13 protein-coding genes are annotated in these 20,084 nt (G+C 57.1%); 4 read left to right on the top strand and 9 right to left on the bottom strand.

The genetic code is table 11. The features are described from left to right. Window positions 1–211 precede the first annotated feature (211 nt). The 4 genes from secA (at window position 212) to ACYVAC_RS20840 (ending at window position 7,032) form a co-directional block, all read left to right on the top strand. Window positions 212–3,601: a preprotein translocase subunit SecA gene (gene secA / locus ACYVAC_RS20825; protein WP_461099735.1), complete on the top strand. Its 3,390-nt coding sequence runs from the start codon at window positions 212–214 to the stop codon at window positions 3,599–3,601. A gap of 90 nt (window positions 3,602–3,691) precedes the next feature. Beyond that, entirely contained in the window at window positions 3,692–4,774 is a 1,083-nt protein-coding gene (locus tag ACYVAC_RS20830; RefSeq protein WP_461099736.1) for a DUF922 domain-containing protein, read from the top strand. Between the two features lie 42 nt (window positions 4,775–4,816). After that, window positions 4,817–5,953 (top strand): glycosyltransferase, encoded by a 1,137-nt coding sequence (locus ACYVAC_RS20835; protein WP_461099738.1) that lies wholly within the window; start codon window positions 4,817–4,819, stop codon window positions 5,951–5,953. A gap of 140 nt (window positions 5,954–6,093) precedes the next feature. After that, window positions 6,094–7,032, top strand: coding sequence for a 3-oxoacyl-ACP synthase III family protein (locus tag ACYVAC_RS20840; RefSeq protein WP_461099739.1), 939 nt, complete (start codon window positions 6,094–6,096; stop codon window positions 7,030–7,032). Between the two features lie 74 nt (window positions 7,033–7,106). Here the strand turns inward: ACYVAC_RS20840 and ACYVAC_RS20845 are convergent, their stop codons facing one another. The 9 genes from ACYVAC_RS20845 to ACYVAC_RS20885 form a co-directional block, all read right to left on the bottom strand. Continuing rightward, complete coding sequence (locus ACYVAC_RS20845) at window positions 7,107–9,080, bottom strand: M1 family metallopeptidase (protein ID WP_461099741.1); 1,974 nt, start codon at window positions 9,078–9,080, stop codon at window positions 7,107–7,109. Between the two features lie 109 nt (window positions 9,081–9,189). Continuing rightward, entirely contained in the window at window positions 9,190–9,798 is a 609-nt protein-coding gene (locus ACYVAC_RS20850; RefSeq protein ID WP_461099742.1) for a cytochrome c oxidase subunit 3, read from the bottom strand. An 81-nt stretch (window positions 9,799–9,879) separates the two neighbouring features. Then, the gene (locus ACYVAC_RS20855; protein ID WP_461099743.1) at window positions 9,880–10,686 is read right to left on the bottom strand and encodes a 4-(cytidine 5'-diphospho)-2-C-methyl-D-erythritol kinase; all 807 of its coding nucleotides are present in this window, start codon (window positions 10,684–10,686) and stop codon (window positions 9,880–9,882) included. A 56-nt stretch (window positions 10,687–10,742) separates the two neighbouring features. Continuing rightward, window positions 10,743–13,208: an OmpA family protein gene (locus tag ACYVAC_RS20860; RefSeq protein WP_461099744.1), complete on the bottom strand. Its 2,466-nt coding sequence runs from the start codon at window positions 13,206–13,208 to the stop codon at window positions 10,743–10,745. 471 nt (window positions 13,209–13,679) lie between these two features. Beyond that, window positions 13,680–15,110 carry an ATP-binding cassette domain-containing protein gene (locus ACYVAC_RS20865; RefSeq protein ID WP_461099746.1) on the bottom strand — a complete coding sequence of 477 codons (1,431 nt, stop codon included), beginning with the start codon at window positions 15,108–15,110 and terminating at the stop codon, window positions 13,680–13,682. Between the two features lie 63 nt (window positions 15,111–15,173). Continuing rightward, window positions 15,174–15,701: a hypothetical protein gene (locus ACYVAC_RS20870; RefSeq protein WP_461099747.1), complete on the bottom strand. Its 528-nt coding sequence runs from the start codon at window positions 15,699–15,701 to the stop codon at window positions 15,174–15,176. Between the two features lie 216 nt (window positions 15,702–15,917). Next, window positions 15,918–17,636, bottom strand: coding sequence for a GMC oxidoreductase (locus tag ACYVAC_RS20875; protein WP_461099748.1), 1,719 nt, complete (start codon window positions 17,634–17,636; stop codon window positions 15,918–15,920). A gap of 138 nt (window positions 17,637–17,774) precedes the next feature. Beyond that, window positions 17,775–18,410, bottom strand: a complete 636-nt coding sequence (locus ACYVAC_RS20880; protein WP_461099749.1) for a gluconate 2-dehydrogenase subunit 3 family protein — start codon at window positions 18,408–18,410, stop codon at window positions 17,775–17,777. A 279-nt stretch (window positions 18,411–18,689) separates the two neighbouring features. Next, window positions 18,690–20,003 carry an esterase-like activity of phytase family protein gene (locus ACYVAC_RS20885; RefSeq protein ID WP_461099750.1) on the bottom strand — a complete coding sequence of 438 codons (1,314 nt, stop codon included), beginning with the start codon at window positions 20,001–20,003 and terminating at the stop codon, window positions 18,690–18,692. Between the last annotated feature and the right edge of the window lie 81 nt (window positions 20,004–20,084).

Genomic DNA, 20,084 nt, shown 5'->3' on the forward strand with positions numbered 1-20,084 from the left:
GGCATTACACCCAAAACGTGTTATCCACAGGATAAGGTATGGCCGGCCAGAACCCGGTTTTGCGATAGTCCGACCCGAATGCACTAAATTTGCACGAAAAATAACTTGATAGTCAGTAGCCGCAGGGGCCTCTCTGGAGGTGTTTCCCCTGTTTTTTCTGCTTTGGCCGCGTCTGTCATAACCTGACTTTTTGACTAACGACTCAAACTAAATGATTAACCTGATAGCGAAGTTCTTTGGTACCAAGTCACAACGGGACATCAAGGAACTCCTTCCGTATGTCGAGAAAGTTAATGCTGAGTTTAATCGGCTTAAAGAACTTTCAAACGACGAACTGCGCCAGGTATCGGCCGATCTGAAGGCTCAGATCGCCGACGAGCTGGCCGGTATCGACACCCAACTGGCTGAGCTTAACGAGCAGGCCAGCCACCCCGACGTTGACGTCAACCAGAAAGAGCGTATCTTCAACCAGATCGACAAGCTTGAGGCCGATCGTAACACGGAACTGGAAGCCGTGCTGATGACGATCCTGCCCCGTGCGTTTGCCGTGGTGAAAGAAACCGCCCGTCGATTCAGCCAGAACGAACAGATTACCGTTACAGCCAACGAGTTTGACCGCGAAATTGCTTCCCGCAAACGGAACGTAACCATCGACGGCGACCAGGCGCACTGGGCTAATCAGTGGGATGCGGCCGGCACACTCGTGAAGTGGGACATGGTTCACTACGATGTGCAGATCATTGGTGGTGTCGTATTGCACCAGGGTAAAATTGCCGAAATGGCTACGGGTGAAGGGAAAACGCTCGTGGCTACTTTCCCCGCCTTCCTCAACGGTCTGGCCGGCCGGGGTGTACACATCGTCACGGTCAACGACTATCTGGCCAAACGTGACTCCGAATGGATGGCGCCCCTGTTTGAGTTTCACGGTATGCGGGTCGACTGTATCGACAAACACCAGCCCAACTCCTTTCAGCGGAAGCAGGCTTACATGGCCGATATCACCTACGGCACCAACAACGAATTCGGTTTCGACTACCTGCGCGACAACATGGCCCGGGAACCAGCCGAGCTGGTACAGCGCAAGCACCATTATGCCATGGTCGATGAGGTCGACTCCGTACTGATCGATGATGCCCGTACCCCACTGATCATCAGCGGACCGGTACCGCGGGGCGATGAGCAGGATTATATCGAACTGAAGCCCCGCGTAGCCCGCGTGGTCGAAGCCCAGCGCAAACTGGTGTTCGATTACCTCAACGATGCCAAGAAGAAAATTGCCGCCGGCGATGAGAAAGAAGGGGGTTTGTCGCTGTTCCGGGCACACCGGGGGCTACCCAAGCACAAGCCGCTCATCAAGTTCCTGAGCGAAACCGGTAACAAGGCCCTGCTGCAGAAAACCGAATCGATCTATCTGGCCGAAAACCAGAAACTGATGCCGGAGGCCGATGCGCCCCTCTACTTCACGATCGACGAGCGCAATAACAGCATCGATCTGACCGAAAAAGGGATCGACTATATTACGGGCTCGGGCGAAGACCCAAACTTCTTTATTATGCCCGACCTGTCGATCGACCTCAATGCGATCGACAAGGACAGCGATTTTACCGAGCCGGAGAAAATTCTGCGCAAGGAAGCCGTTATCCGCGACTACGCTGTCAAAACGCAGCGTATCAATACGGTCAACCAGTTACTGAAAGCCTATACCCTCTTCGAGAAAGACACCGAATACGTCATTATGGACGGGAAGGTGAAGATTGTCGATGAGCAGACGGGCCGTATCATGGAAGGCCGCCGGTGGTCCGACGGGCTGCACCAGGCCGTTGAGGCTAAGGAAAACGTGAAAGTCGAAGACGCCACGCAGACTTACGCTACCGTTACGCTCCAGAACTACTTCCGCATGTATCACAAGCGGGCTGGTATGACTGGTACTGCCGAGACGGAAGCATCGGAGTTCTGGCAGATCTACAAAATGGACGTGGTGGTGATTCCGACCAACCGCTCCATCAGCCGGAAGGACGAAGAAGATAAAGTGTACCGCTCGGTTCGGGAAAAATACAACGCCGTTGTCGACGAGATTACCGCCCTGGTCGAGAAAGGCCGGCCGGTTCTGGTCGGTACGACCTCGGTCGAAAACTCCGAACTGCTAAGCCGCCTGCTCACGCTGCGCAAGATTCAGCACCAGGTACTGAATGCCAAATACCACCAGCGCGAAGCCGAAATCGTGGCCTCGGCGGGTCAGCCCGGCACCGTTACCATTGCCACCAACATGGCTGGGCGCGGTACCGACATTAAACTGTCGCCCGAAGCCAAAGCAGCCGGCGGTCTGGCCATTATCGGTACCGAGCGCCACGAATCACGGCGCGTTGACCGGCAGCTGCGTGGCCGGGCCGGTCGTCAGGGCGACCCCGGTACGTCGCAGTTCTTCGTATCGCTCGAAGACAGCCTGATGCGCCTGTTTGGTTCCGACCGGATTGCCAAGGTCATGGACCGTATGGGCCTGGAAGAAGGTGAAGTTATTCAGCACTCGATGATTACCAAGTCGATCGAGCGCGCTCAGAAGAAGGTAGAGGAAAACAACTTCGGCATCCGGAAGCGCCTGCTCGAGTATGACGATGTGATGAACTACCAGCGTGAGGCCATCTACAAACGTCGGCGCAACGCCCTTTTCGGCGACCGGCTACCGCTCGACATCGCCAACACGATGTACGATGTTGTAGAAGAAACGGTCAACAACGCAGAAAGCAACTACGAAGAGATCAAGCTTCAGTTGCTGACTACCCTGGGCATGACCCCGACCCTTACGGCCGATGAGTTTGCCCGCATGAAGCGTCCCGACCAGATTCGCCGGCTTTATGACGAAGCGGAACAACAGTACCAGGCAAAGAATCAGGCTATCGCCGACAAGGCGCTGCCCGTTTTGACGCAGGTGCTGACCGACCAGGGTCATCAGATCAAGAACATTGTGGTGCCTTTCACCGACGGTATGCACGAACTGACCGTGGTGTCGGATCTACGCAAGGCGGTTGAGGGCGGTGGCCGCGACCTGGTAACGGAGATGGAAAAAGCCGTAACGCTGTCGGTGATCGACCAGGAGTGGAAAGAGCATCTGCGCGAAATGGACGACCTCAAACAGTCGGTACAAAACGCGGTATTCGAGCAGAAAGACCCGTTGCTGGTCTACAAGTTTGAGTCAGTTGAGCTGTTCAAGCGTTTTCTGAACAAAGTCAACTTCGACACGATCAGCTTCCTGTCGAAAGCCGACATTCCGGCACAGGAAGAACAGGAAATTCAGCAGGAAATCCGGCAGGCTCCCGTGCAGCAGCGCCCCGCTCCGCAGCCGGAACTGCATACGAACATCGAAGACTTCGATGACGACCACCTGGCAACGGGGCCTGAAGAGTATGCCCGCCGGATGGCCGAAAACAACGCCATGGGTGCGGGTGCCCCACCCATGCCCCGGCAGGAGCCAGCCCGTGTGGCCAAGCTCGACCGTAACGCCCGGGTCAACGTGCAGTATGCCGACGGGTCGACGCGACGAGATGTTAAATTTAAAACGGTCGAGAACGATGTGCTTAGCGGCCGGGCCGTACTGATCGACTAATCGACGTATCGTGCTTGAAAAACGCCCACCGGATGGTATATTCGGTGGGCGTTTTTGCTTCGCGCCCACGGGCTGAACATTGCCTCCGGCATGACTTCTTTTTTCGCTTTCTTTTTACCGCTGTGGCTGCTGACTGCAGCGCAGGGTCCTGGGCCAATTCGCTTACAGGCACAGGCGCTTCCGTTTACGCCAGGCGGCTATAGCATCCGTACCGTAACCGACCAGCGGCCCGACCGCGGCCCGATTGCCCGGCTCGTTCTGGTGCCCGGCCGCCCCCCTGCCGCCGTTGACATTGCCGGAGGCATTAGCAAGGGCATCGGCACCTTTGTCGATCAGTCACTATCGGGTAGCCGGCAGCAGCGTCCCATCGCCATGCGGATCCTGCAGTGTCAACTGACGGAAACGGCAGTGGGCAACCGGGTCAGTGGGCAATTCGCGCTGACAGTAGGGTTCGATCTGCTGGAGAAAAATGATGATGATTCCGAAACCAGTACGCGCCTGACTACCTACCGCGGGGGTGCCACCTACACCCGCCCGGTCGACCAGACTAGCGTTATCGAGCCCACCATCCGGCAGGCGCTTCAGGCATCCCTGCGCAGTCTGGACAGCTACATGAAGCGGGAGATGGATCATAACGAGAAACTGGCAACTAACCTGCGGGTTGTCTTTACCGACGACAGTCGGCTCACCAGCGACGACACGGTTCATTATAACCCCGCCCGTAAGCTGACCTGGGCCGACTTTAGAGCAACGCCCCGTTCGGGCAGTCATTACGCAGCCGAAGTCTTTACCAGTTTCGCTTACGAAGGCCGCAGCACGGTGGAGAAAGGCACCATTGTGCTGCAGCTTATGGTCAAGACATACATGCTCAAGCAATCGTCGTGGGGGCGCGATGCGTCGCAAAATCCGTATACCCTCAACCACGAGCAGCGCCATTTCGACATTGCCAAACTGATTACGGAGCGGTTCAAGCAAAAAATCACGCCTGCCAACCTGACCCTGGCCGATTACAACAGCGAAGTGCAGTACCAGTTTATCGAATCGTTTCGGGAGATGAACAAACTGCAGCAACGGTACGACGATGAAACCCGGCACGGTACCGACGAGGCCGCTCAGGCCCGCTGGAATGGGCAAATCGATGCCGAACTTCGGCGCTACGGGCTGTTGCCCTGACAGACCACGGCAACGGACACCAGCCGGCCCGTACACGACGCTATGAGCAAACCCCGCATTCTTCACATCAGCACCGCCCATTCGCCCCACGACCCGCGGCTGGTGTACCGGGTAATGCCGAGTCTGGCGCCGTATTACGAACTGATTGCCTTGTTACCCAACGTGCCCAAAAGTGGGCTGCCCGGTATTCGGTGTATCAGCCTACCCTTCTTCCGGCGCGTCATCACCCGTTTTCTGGTAAGCCATCCCCGGGTGTTGTGGCACGCCCTGCGGCTTCGCCCAACGCTGTTACACCTCTATGACCCCGAGCTTTTGCCGGTTGCCCGCCTGATTCAGCTGCTGCTGGGCATACCGGTTATCTACGAGGTCCACGAAAACCTGCACAAAAAAGCCGATCTCAAAGCCCTGAACCAGGGCCGGCTGGTGGTGTGGTTTTTCCGGCAGTTCGATGCCATGGCGCAGCGACGCTTCTGGCTCATCTTTACCGAACACGGGTATCTGAGCACCTACACCCGGCTCCGTTATCCATCGGTGGTCGTGTATAATTTTCCGAGCCTGTCGTTTCTGGAACCCTACCGGCGTCCTTACCAGCCCGACCCTGCTCAGCCCCGGCTGTTCTACATCGGCTGGCTGAGTCTCGAGCGAGCCTTCGACACACTCGTGGCCGGCCTGGCCCAGTGGAGTCAGACCCAGCCCGATTTCAGGGTTCATCTGTTTGGCGAACGTACCTTTTCAGACACCACCATGCAGCAACTGCCCGGCTTTCGCCAGATCGCGTCGAAGCTGATTTTTCACGGGTATACCAGTCAGCGGGAGGCCCTGCCCTACGCCGAACACGCGCTGGCCGGTCTGGCGTTGCTCAAACCCGTTGGTGATTATCCAGAGTCGTACACCACCAAAATGTTCGAGTATATGGCCCTTGGGTTACCCGTCATCACGGCCGACTTTCCGCTGTATCGCGATGTAGTGGAGCGCCATGGCTGTGGCTTCTGCATTGCGCCCGACAGCCCTGCTCAACTGGCCGATGCCCTGACGTATCTGACCCATCATCCGGCCGAGGCCAGGGCTATGGGCGAGCGCGGCCGACAGGCAGTGGCTCGGTACTACAACTGGGAAACCGAAGCCCGGAAGCTTCGTAGTTTCTACCGGCAGGTTCTTGGAAATTCACCAGACAGCTAGTCAAATAACTCATTAAATTGCACTAAGTAAATACATTTCGGTATTGTTCTAATGACTAATACCACACTTTCCCGGAAGGATTTAACTTTCGCCTGCAAAGCCCACTCATTTCGAAATTGCCTCAACTATTTTAGGTTAGAATGTACATTCATGCAGTCAGTCACTACCTGCCAACACAGGTAGTTGGTAACGAACATTTCACTAAACTCAATGGGCTGTCCAGTGAGTGGATCACTGAACGAACCGGCATCGTAGAGCGCAGAAAAGCGGCCCCGGGCGAGAATACCAACACCATGACCCTTGAGGTAGTGCGTCAGCTTCAGGCCAAAACCGACCTCTCAACGGTCGACCTGATTGTAGGAGCTACCTATACACCATACGACACGATTGTTTCGCTGGCGCACGAAGCCCAGCATGAACTTGGCATTGCTGATATTCCGGTTGTTTCGATCTCGACGGCCTGCTCGTCGCTGCTCAACGCGATCGAAGTGGTCGAAGGGTATTTTGCGCTGAACAAAGCCACGCGGGCCCTGGTGATTGTATCGGAACACAACACAGCCTATAACAACGATAAGGACACCATTTCGGGCCACCTCTGGGGCGATGGTGCCGCTGCACTGCTGATTACAAAAGAGCGGCAGAGTGATGCCGATATGGCCATAAAAGGGCTACTGACCGGCGGGGCAGCCCATACAGCAAAGGCCACTACGGCCGTGGTGATGAAACCCATCGACGGGGGCGTAACGATGCCATTCGGACGCGATGTCTTTATCAATGCCTGCCAGTATATGCCCAAAGCCAGCCTGCAGATTCTGGACCAGTGCGGACTCACGCTGGCCGATGTCGACTATGTGCTGCCGCATCAGGCCAACCTCCGGATTTCGCGGAACGTAATGAACACGCTCGGGCTGCCCGAAGAGAAACTGATCTCCAATATTCAGCGTCTGGGCAACACGGGCTGTGCCGGCTGCGCCATTGCCCTCTCCGAGCAGTGGGATACGTTCCAGAAAGGACAACGTATCGTGGTTACCGTATTTGGCGGTGGCTACTCCTACGGCGCCATGCTCATCGAAGCCTGACGAAGCAGGTATACAAACAGCAACGGCCCCGGCTGCATGATGCAGCCGGGGCCGTTGTTTTTGGGGAAAGTCGCTTATTGGGCGTCGCCCCGCCACACGTTGTTTTTCTCGTTTACGTCGGGCAGCTTCTCATCCGGATCGACAACAACCGATTTCAGCGCCGATGTCGAGTTATAGCGGAACGTCCAGGTGCTGCCGCGCTGCCAGATTTCAACCGGCAGATTGACACGTCCTTTCTTGCCATTAGCTTCGGTGATTTCGACCGTTGCCGGCATAGCCATCCGATCGAGATTCTCGATCGAAATCAGGGCGCCTTTTTCGGCCGCACCATCGACGTAGCGAACATCTTTCACACTCTGATCGAGTTTCCAGGTTTCGTAGAACCAGCCGCGCCAGAACCAGCCAAGGTCTTCGCCCGCGCCGTTTTCCATGCTCCGGAAGAAATCGAACGGGGTTGGGTGTTTAAAAGCCCAGCGATTCACGTACTGCCGGAAGGCGAAGTCGAACCGCTCGGGACCCAATACCGACTCGCGCAGCATTTTAAGCCCCATGCCGGGCTTGTAATAAGCCAGAATGCCCAGCGCCCGGGGCTGCTGCACATCCGGAATGGTCATGATGGGTTCGGTGGGGTAGAACAGGGCCGGCGCAACATCGTGCATGGTCCCCCGCTCCCGGTCATACTCGCCCTTGTTGAAGTTAGCCGTCGACAGCGTATTGATAAACGTGTTGAAGCCTTCGTCCATCCAGGGAAATTTCCGTTCGTTGCTACCCACGATCATTGGAAACCAGTTGTGGCCAAACTCGTGGTCGGTTACGCCCCACAGCGCATCTTTCTTGTCTTTGTGGTCGCAGAAGACAATGCCGGGATACTCCATCCCGCCCACGATACCGGCTACATTGGTCGCCACCGGATAGCTGTACTCATACAGGTATTTCGAATAGAACTCGATGCAGCCTTTGACGTATTCCGTCGACCGGCCCCACGAATCAGTAGTGGCGCTTTCAACCGGGTACACCGACTGGGCCAGGGCAGGCTTGCCACTGGGCAGGTTCATGCGGGCAGCATCCCAGATGAAGGCGCGCGACGTAGCCCAGGCCACATCGCGGGTGTTCTGGCACCGGAATTTCCAGGTAAGCGTTCCCGACTGTTTAGGCCGCGAGCTGGGACTGGTTACTTCGTCTTTACTCCGAATCAAAACCGTCTGGTCGCTCTGGCGGGCCTGCGCCAGCCGTTTCTGCTGTTCAGCTGTCAGTACCTCATTCGGGTTCAGCAGTTCGCCCGAGCCCGTAACGATATGATCCCAGGGCACCGTAATAGCGTATTCGTAGTCGCCGTAGTCGAGGTAAAACTCACCAGCGCCGAGGTATGGCAGCACGTTCCAGCCCTGAATGTCGTCGTAGACACACATGCGGGGATACCACTGCGCAATTTCGTAGATGATGCCGTCTTTACGCTTCAGCTGCCCCATCCGGTCCGAACCGTATTCAGGAATCAGGAACGAGTAGGCGATGCGCACTTTCACTACGTCGCCACCGGGCTTTACGGGCTCGGTGAGCCGCACCTGCATCCGGGTGTCGGTTACTTCGTACGGTACGGTAGCGAACTTGCCTTTGCCCTGCTCTACCTGCACACTGCGGATGGTGAGGCCACCGGCAAAATTAAGGTTGCCAAACCGGCCACCCGTTACGGGCGTGGTGCGGGCCGCCCGCGATGTGTCGGAGAACGCGTTCTGATCGAGTTGCAGCCAGAGATAAGCCAGCGACTCGGGTGAGTTGTTTTTGTAGGTGATGGTTACTTCACCCGACAGGGTATTCTTTGGCTCATCGAGCGTTACCCCAATCTGGTAGTCGGCCCGGTTTTGCCAGTAACGTGGCCCGGGGGCTCCGCTACCCGTACGGTAGTCGTTGCCCGGCTGCATGTTGAAAAGCGGATGGAAGAGCGCCAGCGGATCGAATTTAGAGGCCGACGACGAGGAAGTTGGGCCGGTCTGCGCCTGAACCGCCAGGCTCAGTACCCACAAACCCACCCAAAGCAGGTGTTTTCTCATGAATGAAGTAGCAAAGAATTAGATAGGCAAATAACGTTATAACTGGGCACGGATGATACCCGCCCCCCCTTTTTGTGCAGCTACGTCCGCGCCGGAATGCGTGTGGCCGTCAGAGCGACAGGCTCAGGTCGAGGCCGTGGTGCAGCAGCAGAAACAGGAACAGGCCTACCCACAGTATATCCACAAAGTGCCAGTAAAGCGTCAGCAGCTTGATTTTTAGCTGATTGGGTGGATTCACACTGTACACGAATGAATCGACGTAGGGCCGTCGGCGCAGCGCTTCGGTCAGAGCGATCCCGAGCAGGATCAGGCCAATCAGAATGTGGAGCAGGTGAATACCCGAGAGAATATACACGAAACTACCGGCCGGGTTGCCGGCCAGTCCTACGCCCGATCGGATCATCTGCCGCCAACCCCACGCCTGCAACACCATAAACAGGGTACCAAGCGCCAGCGTAGACCCCAGGCTGGTACGGTAGGAGCTGAAACGCTCGTGCCGAAACGCCTGACTGGCATTGTGCAGGGTCAGGCTACTGAGCATGATCACCAGGGTACTGATCAGAAAAACGGTTGGCAGCTTGTTAGCCTCCCAGCCAGACCCCGTCTGCCGGATCGTATAGGCAGCCAGCAGAATGCTGAACAGCATAACGCTGCTGCCGATACCCAGCCAGACCATAAAGCGGAACGGCTCCCGCCGTTTCGTGACAAGGTTACTCATTACGGAATAATTACAATCGCTGATTCAGTCAGTGCCTCGACTCAGGGCTGCAAAGTACAACCGTTTGACTGAACAATGGGGTTATAGGTTACCCTGCCAAACGCGGTATTCCGAAAATTGGTTTAGGTCGGCGGGTGGGGCGTCGAAAATCCCGTAAAGGGTTGAGCCGGAACCACTCATACTGGCATAGACAGCCCCCAGATCATAGAGTTGCTGCTTCACGGCAGGCAGCACCGGATGGGCTGGAAAGAGGCTGTTCTCAAAATCATTCCGGACCGTGTGGCGCCACTGGTCGATGGGCAGACTCAGCTGATGTCGCAGCGACTGGTCGGGTTGTTGAGGACGTACACCCGCGTAGGCTTCGGCGGTCGAAATGGCAAGATTGGGATAGACCAGTACTATGTGATAACCCGACAGCGACAGGTCGATCGGCTCAAACTCATCGCCCTTGCCGACGCAGTAAACGGGCTTGTTGCGCACGAAAAAAGCACAGTCGCTGCCCAGCCGACGAGCGTAGTCTTCGAGCCCATCGGGACCGATACCGAGCCCAAACTGATCGTTGAGCAGCCGCAGGCAGAACGCAGCGTCGGCCGACCCCCCACCCAGCCCCGCGCCAATCGGCACAATCTTCTGCAGGTGCATCTGCACCGGAGGCAGTGCATAATCGCCCCGCAGCAGTTCATACGCCTTTACGCACAGGTTCTGAAGCGGATCGCCGGGAATGGGCAGACCCGTACTGCCAAATCCTACCGAACTGGCCGGCACAATCTCGAGTACGTCGGACCAGCCAACCGGATAAAAGCACGATTGCAGATCATGAAATCCATCGGGGCGCCGGGCCGTGATGCGCAGGCCGAGGTTTATTTTGGCGTTTGGAAACGTAAGCATACCGGATTCGTAGACGGCAAAGGTACGGCCGGCACGCGAGTTCCGAATCGCCAATCCTACCGGATATCGACCACCCTGAATTCGGTCCGGCGGTTGCGCTGGTGTTCGGCTTCGGTGCAGATAACGCCATCGGTGCAGTTGTTTACCAACATCGACTCGCCCATGCCGCGCGCCATAATTCGCCGGCGACTGATGCCTTTGCTGATCAGGTAACTGGCCACCGAGTTGGCCCGCTGCGTCGACAGCATCTTGTTGTGGGCCGCATCGCCCCGGCTATCCGTATGCGACCGGATTTCGATCACCAGCGATGGGTATTTGCGCATGGTAGCCACCAGCCGTTCCAGTTCACGGGCAGCGTCGGGCCGGAGCGTAAACTGATCCAGATCGTAGTAGATGTTGTCGATAGTAACGACATCGCCCACACTAAGCATTTTCAGATCGGCCGATAGTTCTTTTGGTTTGGCGCGTTTCGGCAGCCGCCGGATGCGGTTGGTGTTGGTACCAAATTCTTTTTTGGAAGCGATAAGGGTGTAATCGCAGCCGGGGGCCAGATCGAAGGTGTAACGACCGTCGGCCGTGGTAACGGTTTCGCGCAAGGTGCGGTCGCACTCGTTACGCAGCTGCACCCGAACGCCCCCGATTGGCTTCTGGTCGCGTTCGCTCAGCACAACGCCCCGAATGCGGGAGCGGGTGGGCGCCGTTGTCTTGTTGATAACTACGGGCGTTTCGATTACCTGCGCTACCGTATCGATCAGGATTTCGGGCTTGCTCAACCCAATCTCCAGCTGCGACGGCTGGTCGTCGGTCAGGTAGCGGGTGCTGAAACCAATCGTGCTCATGACATAGCCATCGCGGCTCGACTCCAGCATAAAATCGTTATCGCTTTCCAGGCACAGCCGTACCAGGCCCGTACTATCCGAAACCAGTACCTTGTTGGCCCGGCCTTCACCCCGCATTTTCACAACTACCTGCACACTGTCGAGTGGAGCGTCGGTGTCGACATCATAGAGACGGACGGTCAGATTGCGGCAGTCGTAGAGCGAGCCCTGCCGCACAAAGCGCAGAATATCGTCGTTTCCATTTCGGCGGTTGCTGCTGAAGTACCCACCGGTGCGGTTGGCGTCGGTAATAAGCCCAAAATCATCCTGGGGGGAGTTGATGGGCGCATCGAGGTGTTCGACCGTACCAACGCTCGTGCCGCCGATAAGACGGGCAAAGAAAATATCGAGCGCGCCCAGGCCTTTGAGCCCGTCGGACGAAAAGTACAGATTGCCCTCCTCATCGACAAAGGGGAAAAGCTCATTGCCCCGGCTGTTTACGGCTTCGCCCAGATTAACGGCTTCGCCCCACCGCCCGTTGACCAGCCGGCTAACGTACAAATCAGTACCACCATAGCCCCCTGGCTTGTCGGAGACGAAGTAGAGCAACTGCCCATCGCGGGTCAGGGTGGGGTGCCCCACCGAGAAATCATCACTGTTGAAGGGTAGTTCCTCCACATTGATCCAGGCACCATTTCGCTGCCGGGCCGTGTACAGTTTCAGGCGCGATACGCTGTCGGCCCCGGTACCCTTACGGCCACTGATGAGGTTGTTGCGGGTAAATATGATCTGCGACCCGTCGGGGCTGAATGTTGCCGGTCCTTCGTGGTAGCGCGTATTGAGCGTTTTGCTGAACTGCCGGCTCTGGTTGACGGGGGTGGCTTCGTAGCCCAGCCCCTGTGCAATGTTGATACCCACCTCGAAACCCGGAACGGTACGCGAGTCGTTGGCGGTCGGCCGGGTGTAGGCGTCGCTGCCCAGCAATTGCTGTTGCTCCGAACGCTTGCGCTCGACCGGAACGGTTGTGATCGTACCGTCGTCGCCGATTACCCGGCTCGCTTTCAGGTTGTTGCGATCGGGCGCATAGAGCAGGTCGAGGTAGCCGGCCCCGCCCCCCTTTCCTTCGATCGTTGCGCCCCCTTTGGTACCAGACACGTAAACCAGTCCGTTCTGATAAAAGGCCGGACTAAACTCTTCCCCGTCGGTATCCAGATCGAGGTATTCGAGCCGGTATTGAGCAGGATTTTGCCGGCCCGTGGCCGCTGGTACGGTTGCACTGATTCCTGCGCGGCTGGGCGTCTTTGCCTGCACCTGCAGGTAACGCTCATACTGCTGCTGCCCCTCCTGGAATTTGCCATTACCAGCCAGCGTCTGGGCGTAGCGAAGCAGGTAGCGGGGATCGACCGGCGTATTGCCGCCAATCAGCTCCCGGTAAACACGTTCAGCTTTGGTACCATCGCCAACCTGCTGATAGGCCAGTGCCAGCTGGGCCTGTGCCCGGCTGCGCTGCTCGGGTGTGAGTGTGCCAGTTGCCGGGGCCAGCAACTGCGTGTATGCATCGATAGCGCGCCCGTATGCTTTCCAGGCCAGCAGCCGGTCGGCCTGCCGCAGCAACGAATCGGCCTGCGCCGAAGCTTTCAGCGAACTCAGCAGCACCAGCCCTATCAGCACTATCCATTGAAATGTAAGTCGAGATTTTTTCATGGTTGTCGGTTTTCCCGCAGAAAACCGTTCATCTGCCAAAACGTTGATGTAGATAACAACATTGCCCAGCCCAGGATCGAAGCGCCGGTATGACCGCTGCCTTTTGCGCAGTCAACAGTCATAACCAACCAGACAGGCAGGTTGTCTTTCGACCATGAGGCAGCAGACCCGTCACAACTCAGCCTCAACTCACGACTAATCCAGGCAGGCAGATAGGAAGCCAACCAGTGATCCGAACCAGCGCTCGTCTACGCGGGTGTCTGTTGCACATACTGCGCTGACGAATATCATGCCAAGCCCCCGGTCGACCTGTCGACTCCAAAGACAGTACAAATACAACCGGATTGGCTAATAATTCCCGATTAATACACTGATTCTGAGATTGCCTTTCGGCGTTCTCAGAAATTGTGCCAATGAACAGCTTAGTGCGAGTGCCTCATAAACAGCCGCTAATACTTACTCAGTGGTAAGTCAATTGGCATCGATAGTTAGCTGACCGGCCGACAGCTGCGCCACTCGATCAATTTGCTGCGGCAACTCTGCGGGATGGTGGGAAACAAACACAATAGTCTTATCGGACAGGGTATCCAGCAGTTGCCGGGCCAGCTGTACCTGCCGCTCGTCGAGCGTTTGAAATGGTTCGTCCAGAATCAGTACGGCGGGATTTTTCAGTAACGCCCGTACCAGCAGTACCAGCCGCTGTTCGGCAGTCGAAATCCGGCTGAACAGTTGCTGCGCCAGCGGAGTAAGTCCGAAGTAAGCCAGCAGGGCCGCCAAGTCCTGCCCGGCTTCGGCCGACACCCGTACCGGAACCACCAGCGTATCGGTCAGGCCCGTCAACGCTACGTCGCGCACGCTCAACGCGCCCGGAAAGTACAGATGCAGTTCGGGTGAGACGAAACCAATCCGGCGTTTCACATCCCAGATGCTTTCCCCCGACCGGCCCCGCCGGTAGTCGAACAGGTAAATCTCGTTGGCGTAGGCCTGTGGATGATCGCCATACAGCAAACTCAGCAGAATGGATTTACCAGCGCCGTTATGGCCCAGCAGCGCCCAACGCTCGCCCGCTTTCACGGTCCAGCTAACATCGTCGAGCAGCTTATCAGCATCATACTGCACCGTAACGTGGTGCAGGCTAAAGGCGTCCTGAAAATCGATGGGCTGAGCCGGTGTCTGCAATACCGGTGGCGATGGCAGGGCTGCCGGCCGGGGAGCCGGTACGTAATCGGCCAGCGATCCTGCCCACGCCGTGGTGTCCTCGCCAAGAACCAGCACATGCGTTATGAAGTCGGGCAGGGGTGCTCCGGTATCGGTCACGACCAGCAGCGTCAGCCCCCCCGCGACCAGTTCGCCCAGCCAGGCCGTCAGATCGGCGCGGAAGTGTGGGTCGAGCCCTGCGAATGGATTGTCAAGCAATAATACCTGCGGCTGTTGCAGCAGGGCCCGGGCAATGCGGGCTTTTCGGGTCTGCCCGTTCGACAGCTTCAGAAAAACCCGGTCGAGCAGGGGCGCCAGCCCCATTCGTTGCAGGAGAGCGGTGGCCCCGTCCGACCAGACCGGCGCCAGAAAGTCGCGCAGTGTCATGGCTGGCTGTCCATCCTGCCCGTCGCTGAGCGTAGCCTGATAGCGTTGCTGATAAAAATGGCGCGTGTAGGAAAATTGCTGCGACTCTTCGCGAAACGACACTATCGTGGCCCGCGTCCGGACGGGTAACTGAACCGGCGGAGCGGGCAACTGACCCGCCAGTGTCTGAAGCAAACTGGTTTTACCGCTGCCCGCAGGCCCCAGTATGGCCCAGCAGTCGCCGGTTTGTATTCGGGCGTTCAGGTTACTCACCACGGCTTTGCCACCGCGCCGGATCGTGAGCGACGACATCGTAAACAGAATCGAATCAGCAGGCATAAAAAAAACGGGGAAGGCACCGCAAAGGTACCTTCCCCGTTCTTCGAAGTGAAAGCCAACTGCCTATTTGTTCGTAGTCGAACGGGGCATCGTGGTCGTGCTGTTTGTCGTCGACGAGTTGCGCGAGCGGGTCCGGCGGCTCTTGTTGCCGGTGGTGCCACTGCCCGTGCGGTCGGTATTATTCATCGTGTCGGTCGTGCCTGTCGTGGTGGTACCGGTATTCATGGTGCCCGTACCCGTCGAGTATGTACCGTTGTTCATCGTGCCCGTCGTGCCGGTACCCGTAGTACCATTATTCATGGTGCCGGTTGTGCCGGTGTTCATCGTACCGGTCGTACCCGTATTCATGGTGCCGGTACCCGTTTGCGTGGGGGGCTGCGTCTGGTACGTACCTGTGCCGGTTGTTTGATTCTGTCCGTTGGTATAGGTACCGGTTTGCGTCGACGGGGTCGACTGCATGGCACCCTGGCCGGTGGTTGGGGTGGTCGTCGTCGTGGTTCCGGTCGTGCCCATCGAGTTGGTCGTCTGGGCGTTGGCATTAAGGGTCAGGCCGGCTGCCAGCATGAAACCCATCATCATTACTTTTTTCATCGTTGAGTTTGTTGTCTATAGTTTTAATCGACAATCGTATATAGAACAGGTCGTTAAGCGGGTTGTTTCGGTGATAGTGGATTTTAATGAGGCAATGGACCTGTACCCCGTCTGAGGAGCCGTACAGCCCTATTTTCAGACATTAAAAAAGCAGCCGACTTGTGGCCGGCTGCTTTCTTTTCGTTACAAATAGCGTTAATTACCTGCTATTGAGGCCTACAGATTCTGGCGTTTCATCTCTTTTACCGCAAAATCAGCGGCCCGGGCCGTGAGTGCCATATAGGTCAGCGATGGGTTGACACACGATGCCGAGGTCATACAGGCACCGTCGGTGTTGAAGACGTTCTTCACCGCGTGGAGCTGGTTGTTGGCGTTCAGCACCGACGTTTTGGGGTCTTTACCCATACGGGCCGTACCCATTTCGTGGATACCGATACCGGGGTGTTTCGACTCGTCGTTGTAGCCCTGCACATTTTTCAGACCGGCAGCCTCGAGCATCTCAACGGCGTCGTTCATCATGTCTTTGCGCATTTTCTTTTCGTTGTCGCCATAAGCGGCATCGAATACGATCAGCGGCAGGCCCCATTTGTCTTTCTGATCGGTCGACAGGGTCATGCGGTTATTGGGGTCGGGCAGCATCTCGCCGAAGCCACCGATGCTCATACCCCAGCCACCGGGCTGGCTCAGGCTGTCTTTGAAAGCCGCTCCGAAGCCATCCATGCCGTTTCCGCGGTTCCAGCCCTCCCGACCGGCGCCCCCCTGGTAGCCGAAGCCACGCAGGTAGTCGCGCTTATCGCCGGCCCAGTTGCGGTACCGGGCAATGTAGATGCCGTTGGCCCGACGGCCATAGTAATATTGATCTTCCATGCCGTCGAACTGACCCGATGCCCCTACGGCAAGGTGGTGGTCCATGATGTTGCGGCCCAGCTGATCCGAATCATTACCCATACCATTGGGGAACCGGCTCGATTTGGAGTTCATCAGGATCGACGTGCTGGCAAATGCCGACGCGTTCAGGAAGATGATCCGGGCAAAGTATTCCCGTACTTCTTTGGTGTTCTGGTCGATGACCCGCACACCGGTTGCTTTCCCTTTTTTGTCGTCGTAAAGTACTTCCGATACGATCGAATCGGGGCGAAGCGTCAGGCGACCGGTTTTCATGGCGGCCGGCAGCGTAGCTGACTGTGTGCTGAAGTAAGCGCCGTATGGGCAGCCGCGCATACACTGGTTCCGGAACTGGCAGGCAGCCCGGCCCAGATCGTAGTGCACCTGCCGGGGCTGGGTCAGGTGAGCCGCCCGGCCCATGATGACATGGCGTTTGGCAAACTTCTTCTCGATGCGGGCTTTCACTTCCTTCTCCACGCAGTTCATCTGCATGGGGGGCAGGTAATCGCCATGGGGCAGCACATCGATGTTGTCTTTATTACCTGAAATACCGGCAAAGCGCTCAACGTATGAGTACCAGGGGTCGAGGGTTTCGTAGCGAATGGGCCAGTCGACAGCAATGCCTTCTTTGGCATTGGCCATAAAGTCTTCTTTATTCCAGCGGTAGCTCTGCCGGCCCCACATCAGCGAACGGCCACCCACGTGGTATCCACGAATCCAGTCGACTTTGCGTTTCTCGATATATGGGTTTTCCTTATCGTTTTCGAAGAAGTGACGCCACTCTTCGTTGGCGGTATAGCCCGTCCGCATGTTGGCCCAGTATTCTTCGGCAGCCTGGGTGGTAATGCGGCCCCGGTGCGGAAAGTCCCAGGGGTTATTGGTGGCGGTTGGGTAGCCTTCGATGTGTTTCACATCACGGCCCCGCTCCAGCATCAGTACTTTCAGGCCTTTCTCGGTCAGCTCTTTGGCCGCCCAGCCACCCGAAATGCCCGAACCAACGACGATTGCGTCGTAGGTCATATCTTTTTGGGCGTCTATATTGAGATTCATCTTTTTTGAGTTGAAAAGTTATTGATCCTCAGGGATGGCAGCGATACGAAGTTGTTGCGGTCTGAAGGGGTTGCCGCCGGTATGGAACACCCCTTATTTTTTACGTCAACCCGTTGCAACCATCCACCACCACAACCCTTAAATTGCCCAGGCTTTCTGACCTGGTTTGAGGGGTACACAGCCATCGTAGCGACCCGGCACGGCAACGTATTCCAGGGCCTGGGTAGCGCCGATCTCCGACGTGAAATAGGTGGTCAGTGTAAGGTCTTTCAGCATCGTAAAGAAGGGCGAGTACCGCTTGTTTTCTTTCGGTGCCTGCGAATCGGCGGCAGCGCCGGTAGCCGAAGCGCTTGCTTTGGCATTCATAGCCGCCAGCTGCTGTTTGGCATCGGCCTCCAGCTTCTTCACGACTTCGATGCGCTGCTGCGGGTCGAGCTGCACGAATGCTTTACCGTATGCCTCCTGGCTAAGCTTGTTGGTTTGTGCCAGTCCTTCCACAAAGCGTTGCTGATCGGCCGCCGTATAACAGTCTTTCAGAATAACGTCGATGGTTTCGTTTACCCGGGCGGCTTTGGCCCCGGGCGTTTTGGTTGTCGGCAGAATGGTGTCGGCCAGTTCGGCAACCGTAGCATCCTGATCGGCCGTCAGGAAAACCGGCTTGCCTGTCAGCGTACGCCGGGCGGCCGAAGCTTCGAGGGTGTCGGCCAGCGCAGGCAGGCTCAGCGTGGCTCCGGCCAGCACCGCCACCCGCATAAGGGCGTCTCTTCTGTTCATTGGATTCGATTCGTAATAGACTAACTATAGAACGATGTAACGGAATACAAATGTATAACAATCAATGACTGAATTGACTGATTCGTAGAACGATTTATGGTCGTTCAGCCGCTCCGCCAAACGATTCCCCCGGCCAGTATTTGTCATCAGGCCGTAGTTCCCTATCGATCTGACGCACAGTTGTTACGCCTGCTGAAACCCATAAAAATACCCACCCCGACGTGCAGGGTGGGTATAGCACCAGGGTGGGTGCACTAACGGGCCGCTACCAATGGGTGATTAGCGGACGGGGTTCTTCAGGGTAACGAAGTACACCCGGTTGCGATCGACCGACCCATCGGCCAGTAGTTTGGCCGTGTAGGTTCCGGTACCCGTCACGCCGAAATCATCGTCGTTCGACACGGCCAGCAGGGTGGGCGAAATCAGGTAAATGCCTTCGGCCTTATCGTGCGGGTAAACGGGCGAAATTTCCGTCATCAGATCCAGAGCCAGCGTCTTGGAAACCGGTGTGATGCCGGCAGCCTGCAGATTGGCGGCCGTTTTCAGTTCTTCAACCGTCTTGCCTCCGTACAGTCGGCCATTGGCCCCATTGGCGGGATCAGAAATGTCGGTAGCGCCCGCTATGTCGATCTTGTAGACACGCTTCACGAGGGTACTCTTGTTGGCTTCGGTACCGTATTCGCCATCACGCTCAAGCACCAGAAAAGTCGTGTTGGTGATGGCCGTAATTTCGCTATTGGCCTGCAGATTAGCGCGCTCGATCAGGTAGACAAACTGCCGGGTAGCGCCCGTAGCGATATCGAAGGTCAGGATACGCGTAACCAGTGACCCCGACACGGCTGCCGACGAGGGGTTGTAGAGCGGAAACTGCATGATGCCGACCAGCGTTTTGCCGTCGGGTGTCAGCGTCAGGCCTTCCATGCCCCGGTTGGCCCGGCGGGTAGCGAATACCAGCGGAATACGCCGGCCGCCAGTACCCGTTCCGAACGGATTAATCCGTTCGATCGTACGCCCGTTCGCATCGAAATGCACGATGTGTGGCCCGTATTCATCGCTTACCCAGAATGTTCCGTCGGAGGCTACAGCCAGCCCCTCCGAGTCGATACCATCGGCACTGGTGGGCAGCACACCACCCACGAGGTTAAAGGCAGTTTCGCCCGTACCGCCCTGGTTGGCGGGATTAGGCAGCCCCGTCAGCTTTACACCATCGCTGGTTTTCAGTTCGATGATTTTTTCGAGGACCATCGTCCCATTCTTCACCCTGAATTTGCCGATCTGGGGCGCAAAGGCGGGAACGGCAAATACCTTTGAGTTGGCCATGTTGCCGTCGATGTTTGGCCCCCGGTCGGTCAGCATGTAAAAGGCACCGGTATCGTTGGGGTCGGCCGCAATGGCCGAGCCGAAGCCGCCGTTGTTGACCTGTACACCGTTGACAGTGGTCAGCACGGTGGGCAAAAACGTGCCGGGATTGACCGCATCGGCTACGGCCGGAAAACCCACCAGTGAGGTCAGGCGGTGGTCGGTACAGGCCGTAGTGGCCAGGGTCAGGGTCGTCAGTATCGGCCAGGCGAAGGTTCGTAACGATAGCGTCATGGGGTTGGTTGGTAACGATTTGGTCTAAACCCCCAAAATTCGTTTCCGCCTGTTACCCCAGCGTGACCGGCTCGGCCTCCC

It is taken from the genome of Spirosoma luteolum, from assembly GCF_054778875.1.

Bases quoted from the DNA above. Each gene is read 5' to 3' on its own strand.
- secA (WP_461099735.1), top strand. From the start codon at position 212: ATGATTAACCTGATAGCGAAGTTCTTTGGTACCAAGTCACAACGGGAC.
- ACYVAC_RS20830 (WP_461099736.1), top strand. From the start codon at position 3,692: ATGACTTCTTTTTTCGCTTTCTTTTTACCGCTGTGGCTGCTGACTGCA.
- ACYVAC_RS20835 (WP_461099738.1), top strand. From the start codon at position 4,817: ATGAGCAAACCCCGCATTCTTCACATCAGCACCGCCCATTCGCCCCAC.
- ACYVAC_RS20840 (WP_461099739.1), top strand. From the start codon at position 6,094: ATGTACATTCATGCAGTCAGTCACTACCTGCCAACACAGGTAGTTGGT.
- ACYVAC_RS20845 (WP_461099741.1), bottom strand. From the start codon at position 9,080: ATGAGAAAACACCTGCTTTGGGTGGGTTTGTGGGTACTGAGCCTGGCG.
- ACYVAC_RS20850 (WP_461099742.1), bottom strand. From the start codon at position 9,798: ATGAGTAACCTTGTCACGAAACGGCGGGAGCCGTTCCGCTTTATGGTC.
- ACYVAC_RS20855 (WP_461099743.1), bottom strand. From the start codon at position 10,686: ATGCTTACGTTTCCAAACGCCAAAATAAACCTCGGCCTGCGCATCACG.
- ACYVAC_RS20860 (WP_461099744.1), bottom strand. From the start codon at position 13,208: ATGAAAAAATCTCGACTTACATTTCAATGGATAGTGCTGATAGGGCTG.
- ACYVAC_RS20865 (WP_461099746.1), bottom strand. From the start codon at position 15,110: ATGCCTGCTGATTCGATTCTGTTTACGATGTCGTCGCTCACGATCCGG.
- ACYVAC_RS20870 (WP_461099747.1), bottom strand. From the start codon at position 15,701: ATGAAAAAAGTAATGATGATGGGTTTCATGCTGGCAGCCGGCCTGACC.
- ACYVAC_RS20875 (WP_461099748.1), bottom strand. From the start codon at position 17,636: ATGAATCTCAATATAGACGCCCAAAAAGATATGACCTACGACGCAATC.
- ACYVAC_RS20880 (WP_461099749.1), bottom strand. From the start codon at position 18,410: ATGAACAGAAGAGACGCCCTTATGCGGGTGGCGGTGCTGGCCGGAGCC.
- ACYVAC_RS20885 (WP_461099750.1), bottom strand. From the start codon at position 20,003: ATGACGCTATCGTTACGAACCTTCGCCTGGCCGATACTGACGACCCTG.